At 60.6% G+C, this 20,285-nt stretch carries 4 protein-coding genes; all 4 read right to left on the bottom strand.

Annotated elements, in window-relative coordinates; translation table 11 throughout:
* Nucleotides 1-9 precede the first annotated feature (9 nt).
* The 4 genes from U5L73_RS00125 to fliE all read right to left on the bottom strand — a co-directional run bounded on the left by U5L73_RS00125 (nucleotide 10) and on the right by fliE (nucleotide 20,134).
* The gene (locus U5L73_RS00125; RefSeq protein WP_322560471.1) at nucleotides 10-804 is read right to left on the bottom strand and encodes an FkbM family methyltransferase; all 795 of its coding nucleotides are present in this window, start codon (nucleotides 802-804) and stop codon (nucleotides 10-12) included.
* The gene (locus U5L73_RS00120; RefSeq protein WP_322560470.1) at nucleotides 801-5,207 is read right to left on the bottom strand and encodes a tetratricopeptide repeat protein; all 4,407 of its coding nucleotides are present in this window, start codon (nucleotides 5,205-5,207) and stop codon (nucleotides 801-803) included. The genes U5L73_RS00125 and U5L73_RS00120 overlap by 4 nt, the downstream gene beginning before the upstream one ends.
* A gap of 9 nt (nucleotides 5,208-5,216) precedes the next feature.
* Nucleotides 5,217-19,544, bottom strand: a complete 14,328-nt coding sequence (locus U5L73_RS00115) for a hypothetical protein (protein ID WP_322560469.1) — start codon at nucleotides 19,542-19,544, stop codon at nucleotides 5,217-5,219.
* Nucleotides 19,545-19,816: 272 nt separating this feature from the next.
* Nucleotides 19,817-20,134 (bottom strand): flagellar hook-basal body complex protein FliE, encoded by a 318-nt coding sequence (gene fliE, locus U5L73_RS00110; RefSeq protein ID WP_322560468.1) that lies wholly within the window; start codon nucleotides 20,132-20,134, stop codon nucleotides 19,817-19,819.
* Nucleotides 20,135-20,285 lie beyond the last annotated feature (151 nt).

Below are 20,285 nucleotides of genomic sequence, written 5' to 3'. Positions count from 1 at the left end.
GGCGTAGGCTCAGCTTTGTACCGATATTTGTTCGCGGGTGGGGTCGGTGCTGTGCACCGCCAACACATTGATGCCCATCGGGAAGGTTTGGTAGCCGTGCTCCTCGAGGAATTTCAACAGCGCTGCTTTGTCTGTTTTGATCGACTCGATCAGCATGACCGGTTTGTGCCGCTCGATGGTGGCGCGCCCGCCGGCGAGAGCCTCCAGCTCCATGCCTTCCACATCGATTTTGATGAAGTCCAGCCGCGGTAGGTTTAGCGAGTCGATGGTCAACATCCGCACCTTCTGGTTGCGCTCGGCGTGGATGGTCTGGCCGATAAATTCGCTTTTGGCTGTCTGGCGCAACTCCAGGCTGCCAAAACTGGCCGGCTGCAGGTAGTCGGGCACAGGAATCTCAAGCTCACCGACTTCGGAGCCGATGGCGCCGTGAATCGCCCGGGCGTTGAAGCAGTTGTTGATGGCAATATTGCCGGCCAACGCGTAGTAAATGCGTTCTTGCGCTTCGATGGCGATCACGCTGCCTCTGCCATACAAAGCCTTGGCCCATTCGACGGTGTGTACGCCCAGATTGGCGCCGCAGTCCAGGCCCACGACTCCATCGCCAAAAAACTTGTGGCGGATATTGAGCAGCTTGATGGCCGCGCCCACTTCGTCCGGGTCGAAGCAGCCTTGGTTGAACAGCTGCCAGCCGACGCCGTAACCACGCGTGGCGTCAATCATGCGGTAGTCGTTTTTGTTGGTGATCAGCGTGCCCTGGCTGGTGGACAGGATCACAAAGGGCGACGGGCGTTTGACGTAGTTCATGGGGTTTCAGGCCTGTGGGACCGTGCAGCTTTGGCAACATCGGCCACCAGCGCCGCGACCGGCTCTGCCCAGGCTCCCCGGGCAGTTTGGCGGTACAGGCGCGCAGTGGGATACCACGGTGAGTCTGCCCTAGAGAGCAGCCACCGCCAATCCGGAATAAGGGGTAAAAGCACCCGCACTTGGCAACCTAGCCCCCCCGCGAGGTGGGCTACCGAGGTGTCCACGGTGACCAGCTCGTCCACTTCGCTCAGGATGGCCGCCGTGTCTTCAAAACTCTGAATCTCGGGGCTCAGGTTGCGCAAGCGGCAGCCGGGTGTCAGGGCCTTGATTTGCTCTACGGCCTCGCCTTTTTGGACAGATAACACTTCCAGGCCCTCCAGCTGCAAGAGGGCTGCCAAGTGGTGCAGTGCTAATGAGCGGTTGGCGTCATTGCCGTGGGTCGGCCTGCCGGCCCACACCAGCGCGACGCGGTAGGCGCGGGCCGGGCCCAACTTTTGGCGCCAGGCCGTGGTGCGCTCAGGGGCGGGGCTGAGGTAAGGAATAGGGGCGGGTATTGTTTCAACCACGGTGCCAAAGGCCATGGGCAGGCTCAGCAACGGGCATTGCCAGTCAAAAGGCGGCAACTCGCTGCCATTGGGCACCAGCTGTGCCAAGCCCTGTACGCGCTCTGCTAGGCTTTCCACATCGCTTTGCACCACCAGCAAGACTTTTGCGCCCCGGGCGGCAAGCAGCGGCAGGTAGCGCAAGAACTGGAAGGTGTCGCCAAACCCTTGTTCGGCGTGGACCAGAATGGTCTGGCCAGTAATGTCTTGCCCTGTCCACAAGGGCTGCGCGAAATGGCGCACCTCTTTCGCGTCGGGCTGGGCCCAGCGGCTTTCGTAGTGGCGCCAGCCTGCCGCAAGGTCGCCGGTTAGCAGTTCCACCAAGGATTCGTGCAATGCGGCACGCACATGCCCGCCGGCTATTTGCTGTGCCTTGCGAAAGGCGCTTAAAGCCTCGCCGAAGCGCCCGTTTTCTTTGAGTGCAATGCCCAGGTTGTAGATGTACTCGCTGGAGCCGGGCACCAGAGCCACTGCCTTGCGGGTGGCCTCAAGGGCCTCCGACCAGCGATGCAAGGCGCCCAAGGTGTTGCCCAGGTTGGCTTGGGCTTGCGGACTACCGGGTGCTTTCTGGACGGCAGTGATTTGGCATTGCAGGGCGCGCTGCAAATCGCCCGCCGCTTTGAAAAAAGCGCCGGTGTTCGACCAATTTTCGGGATCGCTGGGGCTTTGCCGGCAAGCGCGGGAGCCGAGCATGAGGGCTGCATGGGTGTCGCCTGCACGGAAGGCTGCAATAGCCAGGGCACTGGCGGCCCGGGCGTGGGTCGGGCACTCGCGCAAGGCCTGCCAGAAAGCAGGGCGGGCCAGCGCCGGCTCATTGCGCTCCAGCAGCACACGCCCTTGCTCCACCAGCGCATGGGCGGCTTGCTGGCGGCGCTTGCCGCCGGCCGACTGCGGATGGGCCAACTCCTTCAAATCCTTGTCCAGCGTGTGCATCACAGAATCCCAATCCCGGTAGGCCGGCTGGCGCAAGATGCGCAGGCTGGGGTACCAAGGGGAGTCTTCGCGGTGAAGTAACCAGCGCCAATCCGGCATCCACGGAATCAGCAGCCACACAGGAATACCCAAAGCCCCCGCCACATGGCAGATGCTGGTATCCACACACACCAGCAAATCCACATGCACCAGAGCAGCGGCCGTATCGCCGAAGTTCTGCAGCAAAGGCGCCATGTCGGTGACCTTGGCGCGTTGCTCGGGCGTGAGTGAGTCGAGGTCGGTACTGCGCGCACCGACCTGGAACGAATAGAAATGCACCCCCTCCAAGCCCCAGAGTGGCGCGAGGGCTCCAAAGTCCACCGAGCGGTTGGCATCGTTTTTATGGCTCGGGTTGCCGGCCCACACCAGCCCGACACGCAAGCCCGGCCGTGCAAAGTGCGACTCCCAGCCCGCGCTGCGCACATGGTCCAGTGCGAGGTAGGGAATGGTTTGGGGAATGTTGAGCACATCGGTACCGGGCAAACCGGAGCCCTGTGGATGCGGGCCCAGCAGGTGCGGCAGGCTCAAGAGTGGGCAGACCACATCAAAGTGGGGGGGCGGAGCCCCCTCATGCACCAGCTCGACATGGGCGGGGAGCACCGGGAGCGAGGTCAAAGACTCCTGAATTAATAGCAGCACCCGCTTGATAGGCATGGGCAAGAGGTCGATATAGCGTAAAAACTGCAAGGTATCGCCCAAGCCCTGCTCGGCGTGGATGAGCAAGGTCTGGTCGGGTAAGGGCTGGCCTTGCCAGAGCGGCTTGGAGGTCTGAAGCCGCTTGGAGGGAAAGTCGGGAACGTCAAAGCGGCGCTCGTAGTCGGCAAAGCCGCCGGGCAGGTCGCCGGCCAGCAGCCTTGCCAGCCCGCGGTTGTAGATCAGACCCGCGTAGTCCGGCCGCACCGCGATGCCGCGCTCAAAACAGGCCAGCGTGGCGGGCAGGTCGCCCACTGCCTTGAGGTAGGCGCCGCAGTTCGACCAATTTTCGGGATCGCTGGGGCTTTGCCGGCAAGCGCGGGAGCCGAGCATGAGGGCTGCATGGGTGTCGCCTGCACGGAAGGCTGCAATAGCCAGGGCACTGGCGGCCCGGGCGTGGGTCGGGCACTCGCGCAAGGCCTGCCAGAAAGCAGGGCGGGCCAGCGCCGGCTCATTGCGCTCCAGCAGCACACGCCCTTGCTCCACCAGCGCATGGGCGGCTTGCTGGCGGCGCTTGCCGCCGGCCGACTGCGGATGGGCCAACTCCTTCAAATCCTTGTCCAGCGTGTGCATCACAGAATCCCAATCCCGGTAGGCCGGCTGGCGCAAGATGCGCAGGCTGGGGTACCAAGGGGAGTCTTCGCGGTGAAGTAACCAGCGCCAATCCGGCATCCACGGAATCAGCAGCCACACAGGAATACCCAAAGCCCCCGCCACATGGCAGATGCTGGTATCCACACACACCAGCAAATCCACATGCACCAGAGCAGCGGCCGTATCGCCGAAGTTCTGCAGCAAAGGCGCCATGTCGGTGACCTTGGCGCGTTGCTCGGGCGTGAGTGAGTCGAGGTCGGTACTGCGCGCACCGACCTGGAACGAATAGAAATGCACCCCCTCCAAGCCCCAGAGTGGCGCGAGGGCTCCAAAGTCCACCGAGCGGTTGGCATCGTTTTTATGGCTCGGGTTGCCGGCCCACACCAGCCCGACACGCAAGCCCGGCCGTGCAAAGTGCGACTCCCAGCCCGCGCTGCGCACATGGTCCAGTGCGAGGTAGGGAATGGTTTGGGGAATGTTGAGCACATCGGTACCGGGCAAACCGGAGCCCTGTGGATGCGGGCCCAGCAGGTGCGGCAGGCTCAAGAGTGGGCAGACCACATCAAAGTGGGGGGGCGGAGCCCCCTCATGCACCAGCTCGACATGGGCGGGGAGCACCGGGAGCGAGGTCAAAGACTCCTGAATTAATAGCAGCACCCGCTTGATAGGCATGGGCAAGAGGTCGATATAGCGTAAAAACTGCAAGGTATCGCCCAAGCCCTGCTCGGCGTGGATGAGCAAGGTCTGGTCGGGTAAGGGCTGGCCTTGCCAGAGCGGCTTGGAGGTCTGAAGCCGCTTGGAGGGAAAGTCGGGAACGTCAAAGCGGCGCTCGTAGTCGGCAAAGCCGCCGGGCAGGTCGCCGGCCAGCAGCCTTGCCAGCCCGCGGTTGTAGATCAGACCCGCGTAGTCCGGCCGCACCGCGATGCCGCGCTCAAAACAGGCCAGCGCCTCGGGCATGCAGTGCTGTTCACCGTGCCAGCGTGCGAGAGTGCCCCATGCGTCGGCGTGGGCGGGCTCTGCGCGCAACACTTGCTCCAGTTCGGCCCGGGCGCGTGGCATTTGGCGCTGTTCCAGCAAGGATTTGGCGAGCATGAAGCGGTAATCCGAGCTCCCGCGCTGTTGAATACTCGCTGCTTCAAAGTGCGTTGTGGCTTTGTCATAGCGCCCCGAGCCGTAATACAAGTTGCCAAGGTTGTTGTGCGCCGAATGAAACGTGGGGTCTGCTGCCAGAGCCGCCAGATAGGCCTGCTCGGCGGCGTCCCAACGGGCCAGTGCTTTGAGCGCAACGCCCCGATTGGCGTGGGCTCGCGCATCTTGGGGCTGCGCCTGCACCAATCGATCAAAAAGCGCCAATGCGGTCTGGTGATCTCCCGCACTGTTGTGAAGGATGCCCAGGTTGTTCAGCGCATTGGCGTGTGCAGGCTCTTGCGCAAGAATGGCGCGGTACGACTCACGGGCGGCATCACCATGCCCCGCACTTTGCAGTGACAGGGCTTGGGCAAACAGTGCATCGGTGTCCTGTTTCGATTGCCGTCCGGCCATTGAGCGTGTTCAAGTCCATTGGAAATCGGAAGCGCTGAGCGCCGCCGCGGAACTTCCAAGCAAGGTGAGTTTCATGTCGGCTGCACCGTTGCCATCAGAGTCGATCAACAGTGTACCGGTGCTCGTGCCGCCGTTATAGGCATAAGTAGCCTGTGCATCGCCCGTATTACTGAAGCTACTCACGATGCTGAAGGTGCCGTTGCCAAGCCCCTCGAAGACCAGCTTGTCTTGTCCCACCACAAAATCTTGGATGGTGTCCGACACGGTCAGGCTGGATTGCAGGGTGTCGCGGAAGATGAAGCGGTCTGCGCCGTTGCCACCGATCAGGATATCTGCGCCGTTGCTGCCAATCAGGCTGTCATCGCCATTGCCGCCGTCCAGACGTGCCCCCACCGTGGCCAGCGCAAGGGTAATGGTGTCGTCTGCTACGCCGCCAATGATGCTTTCGATACCAATGGCGGTGACATTGTTGGCACCATTGCCGGAGAGGCGAAGCACATCGGAGCCCGCGCCGAGGTTGTAGGTGACCCCTGAAGCGATATCGCCCAAGGTGATGTCGTCACTGGCACCGCCAGCGATCAGGGTTTCAACGTTCACCAGGGTCAATTGATTGCTGCCTGAAGTTGCAAGGGTCAGCGTGTCGTTGGCTCCGCCCAAGTCCACCGTGGCGTTGACGATCGCCGCGGTGTAGGTGATGCGGTCGCTACCGCTGTTGCCGTTCAAAATTTCCACGCCTGCGACGGAGAAGCTGTTGACACCTCCGGAGAGATTCAGGGTGTCGGTTCCGCCGGCCAGGTTGATGCGCCCGCTTGACAGGGTCGATGTCAGGGTGACCGTGTCCGCACCGGCATTGCCGGTGATGGTTTCGACGCCCGAGGCATTCAGGGTGTTGCTGAAGTTGCCAAGGTTCAGCACATCGATACCAGCGCCCAGGTTGTACGTAGTGCCGTTGACGGCTGCCGTCAGGGTAATGACATCTGCTGCTGCGTTACCGGTCACGGTTTCGATGGTGCCATCTGCCAAGCTGAACGCATTGGCACCATTGAAAAGGCGCAATTCGTCGACGCCATCGCCCCCGGTGAAGCTGGTTGCGCCGGTGATCGCCGCAGTGAAGGTCATGGTGTCGTTGCCAGTACCCCCGATGATTGTTTCTACGTTGGCGACGGTGAAGTCGTTGTCATCATTGCTCAGGATCAACTTGTCGTTCGATGTACCGAGGTTGATCTGGGTGCCGCTCAGACCGGCGGTAAAGGTGAGGGTGTCCACCCCGCCTGCGCCCAGAACGCTTTCTACGTTGCTAAGCGTCAAGGTGTTGACGCCAGTGCCCGCCAGTGTGAGTTTGTCGATACCTGCCCCAAGGTCGTAAACACCTACAGATTGAGCTGCTGTCAGCGTGATGGTGTCTGCTCCCGCATTGCCGATCAAGGTCTCGACACCCGCCACACTGGCCGTGTTGGCAAAGTTTGCCAGGTTCAGGATGTCGGTGCCCGACCCCAGGTTGATCAAGCTATTGACTGCCTGTGTCGTCAGCGTGATGGTGTCGGCCCCAGAGTTTCCAGTAATCGTCTCCACCCCCGACAAAGTTGCCTGGTTGGCAAAGTTGCCCAACGTGATCTTGTCAACACCAGCGCCCAGGTTGTAAGTGTTTCCGGTAGCGCCGCTGCTCAGGGTGATGGAGTCTGATCCCGAGTTACCGATTACCGTCTCGACCGAGTTCGTCAGGGTAATGTTGTTGAGCCCGTTGAACAGGCGCAGTACATCATCACCGGCACCCAGATCAAAACTACCGCCAGCCGCCGCATTTGCCAGGGTAATGTCATCGGCTCCCGCGTTACCTAGGATCGTTTCAACGCCCAATGCCGTCAGGGTGTTGTCGAAATTTGCCAGGGTTAGTCTGTCGCTGGTACCGCCGCCGAGGTTGAAGCTGCCCTGTGTGATTTGGGTGCTAAACGTGATCCGGTCGTCAGCCGTGCCGCCAATGACGCTCTCGGTGTTGGACAGGGTCAGGCTGTTGGCGGATGCCGCAAGCGTCAGCCTGTTAATGCCCGCGCCCAAGTCGATCACACCATTGGTAATGCTGGTCGCCAGGGTGAGGGTGTCGTCACTCGCGTTCGCGGTGATGGTTTCTGTATTGGAAACGGTCAGGGTATTCACGCCCGACGTTGCCGCAAGCACCAGGCTGTCGGCCCCGGAGCCCAGGTTCACCACGGTGGCTGCTGTGTTGGTAGCGATGGTGACAACATCTGCACCACTGCTGCCGGTGATGGTCTCCACATTGGACAACGTGACGGTGTTTCCGTTGCCGGTGAGTGTTAGCCTGTCGACACCAGCGCCGAGGTCAAAGCTGCGCGCAGCAACTGCTGCACTCAAGGTGATGACATCACTTGCAGCACCGGCCACTAGGTTTTCGATGTCGGTGTTCAGCGTCAGGGTGTTGATGCCGGATGTGGCAAGCACCAGCGTATCGGTGCCGGCACCCAGCGATATATTGGCACCACTGACTGCGCTGCCCAAGGTCACGGTGTCGTCGCCGGCCAAGCCCACAATCGTTTCAATATTGAGAGCTGTCAGGGTGTTGTCACCGGTCCCTGACAAGGTGAGTTTGTCAATACCTGCCGCCAGGTTAAAGCTTTGACCGTTGACGGTATTACCCAAGGTAATGGTGTCTGCCCCTGCGTTGGCTACCAGGGTTTCCACATTGGTGACGGTCAGGATGTTGGTTCCGTTGAACAAAGTGAGTTTGTCACTGCCATCACCCAAGTTAATGGTGCCGTTGGAGGCGGCCGCAGTCAGTGTGATGGTGTCGACTTGGTCGCCACCGAGGATGGTCTCGATGCTGTTTCCGAGCGACAAGGTGTTGGCAAAGTCGCCTAACTGCAAGGTGTCTACACCGGCACCGAGGTTAATGTTGAAACCACTGGCGGCAGAGGCCAGTGTCAGCGTATCGGCGCCGGACCCTCCGACGATGGTTTCAATATTCGACAGGGTTGCGCTGTTGATGCCATTGGCCAGCGTAAGCTTGTCGAGGCCCGCACCCAGGTCGAATACGCCACCGGTGATCGTGGTACCCAGTGTGATGGTGTTCACGCCGGAAGTCCCGATGACGCTCTCGGTGTTGCGTACTGTCAGTGTATTGATGCCTGTGGCCAAGGTCAGCACATCGGTACCGCTGCCCAGGTCGTAAATGCCTGCGGATTGTGCCGATGTCAGGGTCACCAGGTCGTCGCCCGAACTGCCGATCAAGGATTCAACGCCACTCAAGGTCACGGTGTTGCCCGCACCCACGAGGGTAAGTCTGTCGGTGCCGGCGCCCAAACTGTATACATTGCCATTGACCGCGGCATTCAGTGTGATCGTATCGATGCCGGAGTTGCCAATTACAGTTTCAATGTCGCTGCCGAGGGTGAGGGTGTTGGCCGCATTGGCAAGATTCAGAATGTCAGTGCCACCGCCCAAGGCGATGCTGGTCGTGCCCGACAAACCGGCCCCCAGGGTGACGGTGTCGTTGCCGTTGTCGCCGGTGATGGTTTCTATGCCGGTAGCAGTGAGGCTGTTATTGAAGTTACCCAAAATCAGGGTGTCCGCACCACTGCCAAGATTGAAGTTGCCAGTGGTGGTTTGTACCGTCAAAGTCACACTGTCCGCCCCAGAGCCGCCCAGCACCGATTCCACGCCACTGAGGACCACTGTGTTGGCACCGGAACCTGTTGCCAGGAGGGTCAGGGTGTCAGCCCCGGCACCCAGGTTGTACACCGCGCCAGTGACAGTGGCAGACATCACCACGGTGTCGTTGGCATTACCGCCGACCACCGTTTCGATAGAACCATTCAAGTTCAGGTTGTTGTTGAAGTCAGCCAGGGTAAGTACGTCAGTCCCGCTACCGAGGTTGAATGCGCCGCCACTGGTGGCTGCCGTCAGGGTCACGCTGTCGTCGCCGGTGCCGCCCGTTACGGTTTCGATGTTGGCGGCGGTAATGGTGTTGGTGCCGTTCGCCAGCGTCAGTCTGTCGCTACCGGCTCCCAGGTCATAAGTGCGACCGGTCACGGCGGTCGACAGGGTGACCGCATCGGCGCCGGCGTTGCCGATCAGCGTTTCGATGTCAGCCCCGATCGTGAGGGTGTTGGCCGCATTCGCCAGAGTCAAGGTGTCGGTCCCAGACCCTAGCTCGATTTTTCCGCCCGAGATGGCTGCCCCTAGGGTAACGTTGTCGTCTCCAGAGTCGCCGGTGATAGTCTCTGCACCGGACACGGTCAGGGTATTGGTGCCGTTGGCTAGCGTCAGAACATCGGTGCCACTGCCCAGATCAATCGAGGCGCCCGTGACGGTGGTGCCCAATGTCACAGTGTCTGCCCCTGCGCCGCCGCGTACCGATTCGATATTGGAAAGTGTGACTGTATTGGCGCCGCTTCCGCTTGCCAGCAGTACCAGCGTGTCCGTGCCCGAGCCTAGGTCGTAGCTGTTGCCCGCCACGATCTGGGTCAAGGTGACGGTGTCATTCGCGTCGCCGCCCACCAGGCTCTCAATGGCTGCATCGACAGACAGGCTATTGTTGAAGTTCGCCAGGGTCAGCACGTCGGATCCTGCGCCGAGACTGATGGAGCCGCCGGAGATGGCGCTGATCAAGGTGATGTTGTCATCACCGGCATTGCCGATGATGGTTTCCACATTACCCAACGACAAGGTGTTGTTGCCGTTGAACAGGGTGATCTTGTCAGAGCCGGCACCGAGGTCGATGGTGCCGTTGATCTGCGCTGCTCCTAAGGTGAGTGTGTCGGCGCCGGTGCCACCGATGACCGACTCGATGCCGGTCAGTGTCAGGGAGTTGACGCCGTCCGCCAGTGTGAGTTGGTCGTTGCCGGCACCCAGGTCGTAGTTGTGGTTGCTGATCGCAGCCGTCAGCACGATGGTGTCAGCAGCGGAGCTACCCACCAGCGATTCGATGGAGTTGTTCAGCGTCAGGATGTTGTCGCCCAGACCTGACAGATTCAGGCGGTCTGCGCCGGTGCCCAGGTCGTAGGTGTTGCCCGTGACGGCGCCGTCAAGTGTGAGAGTGTCTACGCCTGAATTGCCAAGCAGGCTTTCGACGGTGTTGCTCAGGGTGAAGGTGTTGGCGGCATTCGCCAACACCAGGGTATCGTTTCCAGCGCCCAGGTTGAACGCGCCGGTACTCACCCCACCCGCAAAGGTGACGGTGTCGGCGCCTGCACCACCCACAATGGTTTCTACCGAGTTGCTGGCGGTCAGGCTGTTGGTGCCGTCTGCCAAGTTCAGGGTGTCAGTTCCATCAGCCAGGTCAAAGTTGCCACCGGTGACGGTGGTCAACAGAGAGATCGTGTCATCGCCCGCGCCGCCGGTGATGCTTTCCAAGTTGGATGCGGTTAATGTGTTGCCACCCGCGGCTAGGAAGAGTTTGTCGACTCCGGCACCCATGTCCAGCTCGGCCCCTGCGATGGCGCTGCCAAAGGTGATGACATCTGCACCGGCGTTACCTTCCAAAGACTCGACGTTGCTCAGTGTCATGGTGTTGCCACCAGCGGCGAGTGTGATTTTGTCGCCAGTTCCGGCACCCAGCTCAACTACCGCGTTGAACGGGCTGGCACTGGTCATTGTGATGACATCGTTACCGGCGCCACCTGTCAAAGACTCCACGTTGTTGATGGTGGCCACGTTACCGCCATCGGCCAATTGCAGACGGTCACTGTCGTTGGAGCCTGCCAAATTCACGGTGCCACCAGAAAGGGTGGTCGTCAAGGTGACGTTGTCGTTGCTGCCGCCGCCGGAAACAGATTCCACATTGGCCAAAGTTACGGTGTTGGTACCCGCACTGGAGAGCTGAACGGTGTCGTTGCCAGCACCCAGGTTGAGGTTCGCTCCCACAATGGCTGCACCCAAGGTCACGTTGTCGTCGCCCGCATTGCCGGTGATGGATTCGATGTTGGATGCTGTGAGCAAGTTCGTGCCGCTCGCCAGGGTCAGGCTGTCGCTGCCCGCTGCGAGGTCGTATACCGTGCCGGAGACCGCTTGTGTCAGGGTGATGGCGTCATCAGCGCCTGCGCCGATGACTTGTTCAATGCTGGCGTCCAAACTCAAAATGTTGTCTGCGGCTCCCGATAGGGTCAGGCGGTCGACTCCGGCACCCAGGTTGAAGACGCCACTGCTCTGCGCTGTGCCGAGCGTAATGGTGTCTGCCCCGGTGCCGCCCGTAATGGTTTCAATGCCGGTCGCGGTGAGGTTGTTGCTGCCGTTCGCCAATATCAGTTGGTCGGAACCCGCTGCCAGATCAATATTGCCATTGCTGATGACCGAGGCCAAGGTGACGATGTCAACGCCCGCGTTGCCCGTGATAGTTTCGACATTGCTTGCAGTGACCGTGTTGGCGCCGTTGCTCAGTGTGAGCTTGTCGGCGGTGCCGCCTCCTAAATCAATAACCAGATTGGAACTTGCGGTGGTCAGGGTGAGGTCGTCGGCACCGGAGCCGCCAACGACGCTTTCGACGTCACTCGCGGTGACGGTGTTGGTGCCGTTGGCCAACGTCAGGCGGTCAGTGCCTGCACCCAAGTTGTAGACCGTACCTACGGCGCTGCTGGTGAGTGTGATGTTGTCAGCGAGGGTACCGCCGGTTACCGTTTCTACCGTCGCATTGAGAGCCAGTGTGTTGTTGGCATTGGCCAGTACCACCTGATCCGTACCCGCACCGAGGTCCACACTGATGCCGTTGACGGCCGCGGTGAAGGTCACGGTATCGTTGACTGCGCCGGTGCCGGAAATGGTTTCGGTGTTGTTGACGGTGACCGTGTTGTTACCGGCACCGGACAGCACCAACTTGTCGCCTGCGCCCGCGCCGAGGTCGTAGCTGAAGCCGTTCACGGCACCGCCCAGCGTCACGAGATCGTCGCCCGCACCGCCGACCACACTTTCCACAGTGGCTGCTAAGGTCAGTGCGTTGCCGGCAGCTGCCAGGGTCAGGGTGTCGGTGCCGCTACCCAGATCCACAGAGCCGCCGGACACGCTGGTGGCGAGCGTGATGTTGTCGTCACCGCTTCCACTGGCGAGAATAGTCTCGACATTGCTCACACTCAAGGTGGTGCCACCATCCGCCAGTGTCAAGCTATCTGCGCCTGCACCCAGATCAATGGTGGCGCCGTTGATGGCGGCTCCCAGGACCACAGTGTCCGCAGCGCTGTCGCCGGTGATAGTTTCAATATCTGTGGCCGTAATAGAGTTTGGCCCTGCGCCGGACAGCGAGAGGCTGTCTGTGCCGCTACCGAGGTTGTAGATCGCGTTGGTGACCGCGCTGCCCAGGCTAAGCGAATCTGCCAGCGTGCCGCCCTGCACGCTCTCAATGCTGGAGAGCGACACGGTGTTGGCAATATCGGTCAGGGTCAGTGTGTCACTGCCACTGCCGCCGGAAATGGACTCAATATTGGCGGTAGTAATGGCATTGGTGCCATTGGCCAAGATCAAACGGTCTGCTCCATTTGCGAGATCGATGCTCGCCGCGGTGGTGGCCGCACTCAGCGTGACGGTGTCTGCGCCTGCATCGCCGGTAATGGACTCCACACCACTGGCCGTGACCGAGTTGGTGCCATTGGCCAACGTCAGACTGTCGGCGCCACTGCCCAGATTCACCACAGCACCACTGACAGCCGCCGCCTGGGTGATGGAGTCTGCGCCGGTGCCGCCGGTCAGGGTCTCAACGCCAGAGACAGTGAACGCCCCATCGGTGTTGGACAGGGTCAGCACATCTGCACCGCTGCCCAAATCGATGGTACCCGCCGAGCTGCCGAGCCCGAGTGTGAGGTTGTCAGCCCCTGAGCCGCCGGTGATGGACTCGACGTTACTCACACTCAGCGTGTTGGCGCCGTTGGCGAGCACCAGGGCATCGTTGCCGGCCAGGAGGTCGATGGTGACGCCACTGCTGGCTACAGCCAGGGTCAGGGTGTCGTCTCCGGCGCCACCGGTCACCGACTCTACGTTTTGGGTGGTGACAGTGTTGGTGCCGTTTGCGAGGGTGATGCTGTCAGCGCCGGAGCCCAAGTTCACGACCGTGCCAGTGAGTGCCGAGCCAAAGGTGACCGTGTCAGCGCCGCTGCCGCCATTCAGTGTTTCGACATTGCTGATGGTGAGCGCGTTGGCGCCGTTGGCCAGATGGAGGGTATCTGTACCAGCCCCGAGGTTGATGACGGTTGCGGCAGTGTCTGTGAGGGTGATGGTGTCTGAGCCGGAGTCGCCGGTGAGGGTCTCGACGCCCGTGAGAGTCAAAACGTTGTCTTCATTGAACAGCGTCAGCGAGTCGCCAGTGCCGCCCGCGAGGTTCACTACACCACCGGTGACGCCTGCCCCGAAGGTCACGGTATCGTCCCCCGCGTTACCGGTAATGGTCTCCACATTGGTGGCGCTGATTGTGTTGGCCCCGGTGGCCAGGATCAATGTGTCATTGCCCGCTCCTAAGTTGGCGTTGAACGACGCTACATTGGTGCTCAGGGTGACGACGTCGGAACCGGAGTCACCGACCACGGTTTCCACGTTGGTAATGGTCAGGCTATTCGGCGCATCGAATAGCGTCAGTACGTCGGCACCAGCGCCAAGGTCGATTTGTACGCCGGTCACGCTATTGCCGAGCGCCACGGTGTCGGCATTGGCGTTGCCCACCAGTGTTTCGACGTTTTTGACGGTGAGTGTGTTGGCGAAATTGCCCAGGTTGAGCACATCGCTGCCGGCGCCGAGATCGATTTGGCCGGCGGTGGCAGCATCTGCCAAGGTCACCGTATCAGCACCAGTGCCCCCGAGAATCGTTTCCACGCCGGTCGTGTTCAGGGTGTTGGCACCGTTGGCCAACGTTACTTTGTCTGCCGTGCCTGCACCTAAATTCACTTGCCCATTGCTGAGTGCTGTCAGGAAGGTCACTTGGTCTACGCCAGCATTGCCTGTGACGGCCTCGACATTGGACAGAGTCACGCTGTTAGATGCGTTGGCTAGCGTCAGGCTATCGCTGCCATCGCCAAGATCGAGGCGCATGTTGGCAACCCCGGCGTTGAGCACGATTGTGTCGTCACCTGCACCGGCCGTCAGGCTTTCAATGCTGTTCCCGAGGGTCAGGGTGTTGTTGCCGCCACCGGCGAGGTTCAGTCGGTCTCCGGCGCCTGCACCGAGGTCGTAGCTACCGCTTACGACGGTGGTGTTCAGTGTGATGGTGTCATTGCCGGCGCTGCCAACGACCGTCTCAATCGTGTCGTCCAGGGTGAGCGTGGAGCCGACACCACCGGCTAACGTCAGTGTGTCTGTGCCGGCGCCCAAGCTGATCGTGCCGCCGCTCACGGCGGTACCCAAGGTAACCGTGTCATCTCCCCCCGCACCGGTGATGGACTCAATGCCGGTCGCGGTCAGGCTGTTCGTACCGTTGGCGAGCGTGAGCTTGTCGTTGCCGGCATTGAGGTTGATGATGCCAGCGGTAATGGTGGTGGCGAGGGTGATGGTGTCATCGCCGTTGGCGCCAGTAATGGTTTCGATATCGCTGGCGGTCAGTGAGTTGGCTGCGGTGCTTGTCAGCGTAAGACTATCGCTGCCGGAGCCCAGTTGGTACACGCCGCCGGTGACGGCGGTGGTGAGGGTAATGACGTCGCTCAACGTTCCGCCGACCACGGTTTCTACCGTCGCATTCAAGGACAGGGTGTTGGCTGCGTCGGCGAGGTTGATGGTGTCTGTGCCGCTACCCAAGTCAATGCTGATGCCAGACGCCGCACCAGTGAATGTCACCGTATCGTTGGCGGAGCCACCAGCGATGGTCTCAATGCCGACGGCGGTGATGGTGTTGTTTCCCGCGCTGGAGAGTGTGAGCCGGTCGCCCGTGCCGGCGCCGAGGTCATACGTCAAGCCGGTGACCGCGCCGCCTACCGTGATCAGGTCGTTGCCAGAGCCGCCTACGACTGTTTCTATGGTGCCGCTCACCGTGAGTGTGTTGCCGCCGTTGGCGAGGTTGAGGGTATCCGTGCCGGAGCCAAGGTCAAAGCTGCCTCCGCTGACGGTAGTGCTGAGGGTGACGACGTCATTGCCGGTACTGCCGACAATGGTTTCTACCGCAGACACTGTGAGTGCAGAACCGTTGCCTGCGAGGGTCAAAGTGTCGGTGCCGCCCCCTCCGACCACGCTTTCAACGCCGCTGGCAGTCAGGGTGTTGGTGCCACTGGCAAGGCGCACCACATCGATTCCTGCCTTCAGGTCCAGCACGGCGCCTGTGACTGCGGCGCCGAGTGTGATGCTGTCGTCCAGCGTGCCGCCATTGATGCTTTCGATAGACGACACCGTGAGCGCATTCGTGACGTCGGTGAGCGAGAGGGTGTCAGTGGTATTGCCACCGATGATGGACTCCACGCCTGCCGCTGTGACGTTATTCACGGTGTTCGTCAGCACTAACGTGTCGGTACCAGCGCCACCAGTGACGCTTTCAACGCCCACCGCGGTTACGGTGTTAGCGCCATTGGCTAGCGTCAGCGTGTCAGTGCCAGCACCCAAGCTGACCAAAGTGCCGCTGCTGGCGGCACCCAAAGTGACAAGGTCGTCGCCTGCGGCGCCGGTCGTGGTTTCGACTCCGGTAACCGTATAGCTACCACCGTCTGTCGACAGGGCGAGTGTGTCAGTTCCGCTGCCCAGATCGATCGTGCCTTGGGTCGTGCCGGCCCCGAGGGTGATGGTGTCAGCACCGGATCCGCCGACGATGGATTCGATGGCGGTGGCTGTAATCACGTTGGTGCCGTTGGCCAGCGTGAGCTGGTCGTTGCCACCTTGCAAGTTGATCGCTCCACCATTAAGGGCGGCACTGAGCGTGATGTTGTCTGCACCGGCATCACCGGTGATGCTTTCGGTGCCAGCCACGGTGAGGGTGTTACCGCCCGCTGCGAGCGTCAGGCTGTCTGTGCCAGCACCTAGGTTTACGGTGCCGCTTGCGACTGCGGCAGCAAAGGTCACCGTGTCGGCGGCGGAGCTACCGGTGAAACTTTCGACGTTGCTGACGATGATGCTGTTGGCGCCTGTGCCGTTGCCCAGAACGACCTGATCGTTTCCGACGCCCAGGTCGTAGACGCCGGTGCTTGCGGCCAACGTACTGAAGGTGACTACATCGTCACCTACGCCGCCATTGATGGTTTCAACGTTGGCGACGGTGATGTTGTGGTTTTCAACCGAGAGTGTCAGTGCATCGTCGGATGCTCCGAGGTCGATGATGGCATTCGAGATACCGGCGCCAATGGTGATGGTGTCAACGCCGGCATTGCCCAGCAAGCTCTCTGCGCCACTCACGGTCAAGGTGTTGACTCCATTGGCCAGAATCAGCTTGTCTGCGGTACCTGCGCCGAGGTCAATATCGCCGGCTGCCTGTGCTGCACCCAGTGTTACGGTATCGGTACCGGAGTTGCCGATGATGGTTTCTATGTTGCTGGCGGTAATCGCGTTGATGCCGTCTGCGAGGTTGAGCTGGTCAGTGCCCGCGCCCAGGTTGATGATCGAATTTACGCTGGCCGCACCCAGGGTGACAGTGTCGTCGCCACCAACGCCCACGATGCTTTCGATATTTGAAGCCGTGAGTGTGTTGGCGCCCGTGGTGAGGGTCAGAATGTCCGAGCCTGAACCGAGGTTGAACACACCGCCGGTGCTTGTGTCTCCCAAGGTCAGTGCGTCGTCCCCAGTGCCCCCGGTGACGGTTTCTACCGCGGTGGTGGTGAGGCTGTTGTTGGCGTCGGACAGGACGATACGGTCGGTCGTGCCTCCGGCCAAGTTGAAGACGCCGTTGGCAACTCCGGTGCGCAGAGTAATTTGGTCTGCGCCGGAGTTACCGGTAATGCTCTCCAGGTTCGATACCTGCAGGATATTGGCGCCATTGGCCAAAGTCAGCACGTCGCTACCACCTGCGCTGTCAATCTGCATGTTGATCACGCCCTGCGACAGGGTGATCAGATCTGCACCATCGCCGCCTATCAGTGTCTCGACCGAGGCGTTTAGCGAGATGCTGTTGCCGCCGTCGGCCAAGTTGAGCCGGTCTGCGCCCGCGCCAAGATCAATGGTCGTACCCACTGCGACCGCTGCATCAAAGGTGATGGTGTCCGCGCCAGCGCTACCGATCAGAGACTCGATGCTTCCGTCCAAGGTGATGGTGGAAGCGCCACCGAGCGAAAGTTGGTCTGTGCCCGCCCCGAGGGAGTAAGCACCGCCGGTAACGCCGCCGGTTAGCGTCACGGTGTCATTGCCACCACCGCCAGTGAGGGTTTCGACGCCACTTGCCGTGAGCGAATTGGCACCTGTACCCGCGTCCAGGGTCAGTGTGTCAATGCCGGCTTTCAGATCAAAGCTAGCGCCCGTAACGGTACCTACGAGGGTGATAGTGTCATTGCCGGCGTTACCGCTGATGCTTTCAATACCTGTTGCGGTGATTGTGTTGGCGCCATTGGCCAAAACTAAACTGTCAGCGCCAGAGCCAAGATCCACCGTCGATCCGGCGATAGCCGCACCAAAAGTTACTGCGTCCGCTCCGGTACCACCGGTCACACTTTCCACACCAGTGGCGGTCAGTGTGTTGCCACCATTGGACAGTGTGAGGCTGTCAACGCCGGCCCCCAAACTGAAGGTGTTGCCGTTGGTCGCAGCGGTAGTGAGCGCGATGGTGTCGGCCCCTGCATTGCCGGTGACAGATTCGACGTTGGCGAGCGTCAGATTGTTAGTTCCGTTGGCCAGTGTGAGGCTGTCCGCACCGCCTGCGAGGTCCACCGTTCCGGCAGCCTGAGGGGCGCCGAGGGTAATGTTGTCGGAATTGATGTCGCCAGTGATGGATTCGACGTTGGATACGGTGATCGTGTTGCCGCCCGAGGCAAGAGTCAGTCTGTCTGTGCCGCCGGCCAAGTCGATAGAGCCGCCGGATAGGGCGGCTGTCAGGGTCAGTTGATCGTCATCCGCACCCCCGACTACGGTTTCAATCCCACTGGCCGTGACAATGTTGCCTCCGCCAGCCAGGGTCAAGCTGTCAGCCCCAGCGCCCAAGTTGGCCACTGCGCCGGTGATGGCAGATCCAAAGACAACGGTGTCTGCACCAGTCCCACCGGTGATGGTCTCGACATCGGTTGCGGTCAAGTTGTTGGTGCCATTAGCCAGGGTAATGACATCGGTACCCGAGCCGAGCGCGTACACCCCATTGGTTACTGTGCCCCCCATGCTGATGCTGTCGTCACCGGTGCCACCGGTCAGGGTTTCGATTCCAGTTGCGGAAAGGCTGTTGGTACCGTTGGCCAATGTCAGTGTGTCGACACCTGCGCCTCCGCCTAAATTGATGGTTCCCACTGCCACTGCAGTGAGCAAAGTAACAGTGTCAGTGCCTGTGCTTCCGGAGATGGACTCGACATTGGAGGCGGTGATGACGTTGGTACCGGCTGAGAGGTTCAGCACATCGGTGCCGCTGGAGAGGTCAAATACCCCTGTCTGCGCTGCACCGAGTGTCAGGACGTCGTTACCAGAGCCGCCGGTGACGCTCTCGATGTTGGAGAGTGTCAGCGTGTTGCCGCCCGTGGCGAGGGTGATCTGGTCAGCCCCATCGCCCAAATTGATGTGCCCGGCCGCTTGGGCCGTACCCAAGGTGATCACATCGGCACCAGCGCCCGACGTTGTGATGCTCTCAACATTGGAGATAGTGGCCACGTTACCACCGGCGGCGAGGGTCAGGGTGTCGGCACCGCCCATGAGGTCGATAGAGCCTGCAGAAGCGATGGCGGTGGTCAGCGTGATGGTGTCAGCGCCTGCGTTTCCAGTGACGGTTTCTGCGCCGGCCACTGTGACGGAGTTCACCCCGTTGGCGAAGGTGATGCTGTCTGCATCGGCGCCCAAATCAAATGCGCCAGAGGTGACGGCCGTGGTGAGCGTTAGGGCATCCGCACCTGCCCCCAAGCTCACACTGGCAGCACCAAATGATCCTCCCATCGAAACGGTGTCATCGCCCGCAACTCCCACCACTGTTTCCACGTTGGTAAGCGTGACGCTGTTGGTACCGGTGGAAAGGGTGATTTTGTCTGCCCCTGCGCCCAGATCCATGGTGATGCCGGTACTGCTGGGCACCAGTGTGAGGGTGTCTGCGCCGGAGTTGCCCTGCACCACCTCGATGTTGGCGATGGTGCCGGTGTTATTGAAATTGCCGAGGGTGAGGGTGTCGGTACCTGAACCCAGATCAATCAGCGTGTTGCTGACGTCTGTCAAGGCAGAGCTGATGGTGATAGTGTCTGCGCCCGTGCCGCCCACAATCGTGTCGATGTTTCCGGGCAGGGTCAGGTTGCTGTCGCCGCCGGAGATGGTGATCGTGGTCATGGGGAGCCTCTCGGATTAGGTGTCTGCTGGCAATTTCTGGCCGCTAGGCAGGTAACCCGTGTCACCTACTTCAACAATACGGCCTCTCCACGGTATTACGGCAGGGCTGAAATAATCTTGAGTCCGTTAAGGCACAAACCGGGAAAACAGCGCTTTTTCAAAGTTCAGAACGCTTCCTGGGTTTAAATGTCAAGAATTTATTTAAGCCTTTAAAAGTGCCTTTAGCGCCCGTAAATATTGCGCCTATTGCTATTAAAAATATAGCAAATTCATTAAACTTGCATGTTCATGATGTCGGTGTAGGCCTGCACCATGCGGTTGCGGACATGAAGGGTTGCCTGAAAGCCGATTTGGGCTTTTTGTATAGCCACCATGGTTTCTTCCAGGCTGACTTTGGGGTTTTCCAGCTGCACTTCCCGTTGCAGGCGGCCGGATTCGTTCTGGGCAGCGCTGACTGCGCCGAGTGCGCTTTTAAGTTCGCCAGAGAAGCCGCCACCCACGCCGGAGGCGCTGCCGGCTCCGCCGGGTTTGATCCCGGTGGAGGGGCGAATGGTGGTGGGCATTGATACCGGGGTGAGCTTGAGATCCATGGTGGTCTCCCTGTAAGTTGGGTTGCCGCGAATCCTATGCCCGCACCTCATGGCGTATTTTTTTGAATTAGCCGGTAAAGCAGTGGCTTATTACCCTAATGTTTTGGAAGGTGGGTCGAATAATCAGGCCCATTCATGCGGAGAAGCCCGC

Origin of the sequence: Rhodoferax sp. (genome assembly GCF_034520025.1) — a bacterium.
Lineage (GTDB): Bacteria > Pseudomonadota > Gammaproteobacteria > Burkholderiales > Burkholderiaceae_C > Allorhodoferax.
This window is presented reverse-complemented; position numbering and strand designations above follow the sequence as displayed.

Excerpts from the sequence above, each read along its gene's own strand:
- U5L73_RS00125 (WP_322560471.1), bottom strand. The coding sequence starts at position 804 with ATGAACTACGTCAAACGCCCGTCGCCCTTTGTGATCCTGTCCACCAGC.
- U5L73_RS00120 (WP_322560470.1), bottom strand. The coding sequence starts at position 5,207 with ATGGCCGGACGGCAATCGAAACAGGACACCGATGCACTGTTTGCCCAA.
- U5L73_RS00115 (WP_322560469.1), bottom strand. The coding sequence starts at position 19,544 with ATGACCACGATCACCATCTCCGGCGGCGACAGCAACCTGACCCTGCCC.
- fliE (WP_322560468.1), bottom strand. The coding sequence starts at position 20,134 with ATGGATCTCAAGCTCACCCCGGTATCAATGCCCACCACCATTCGCCCC.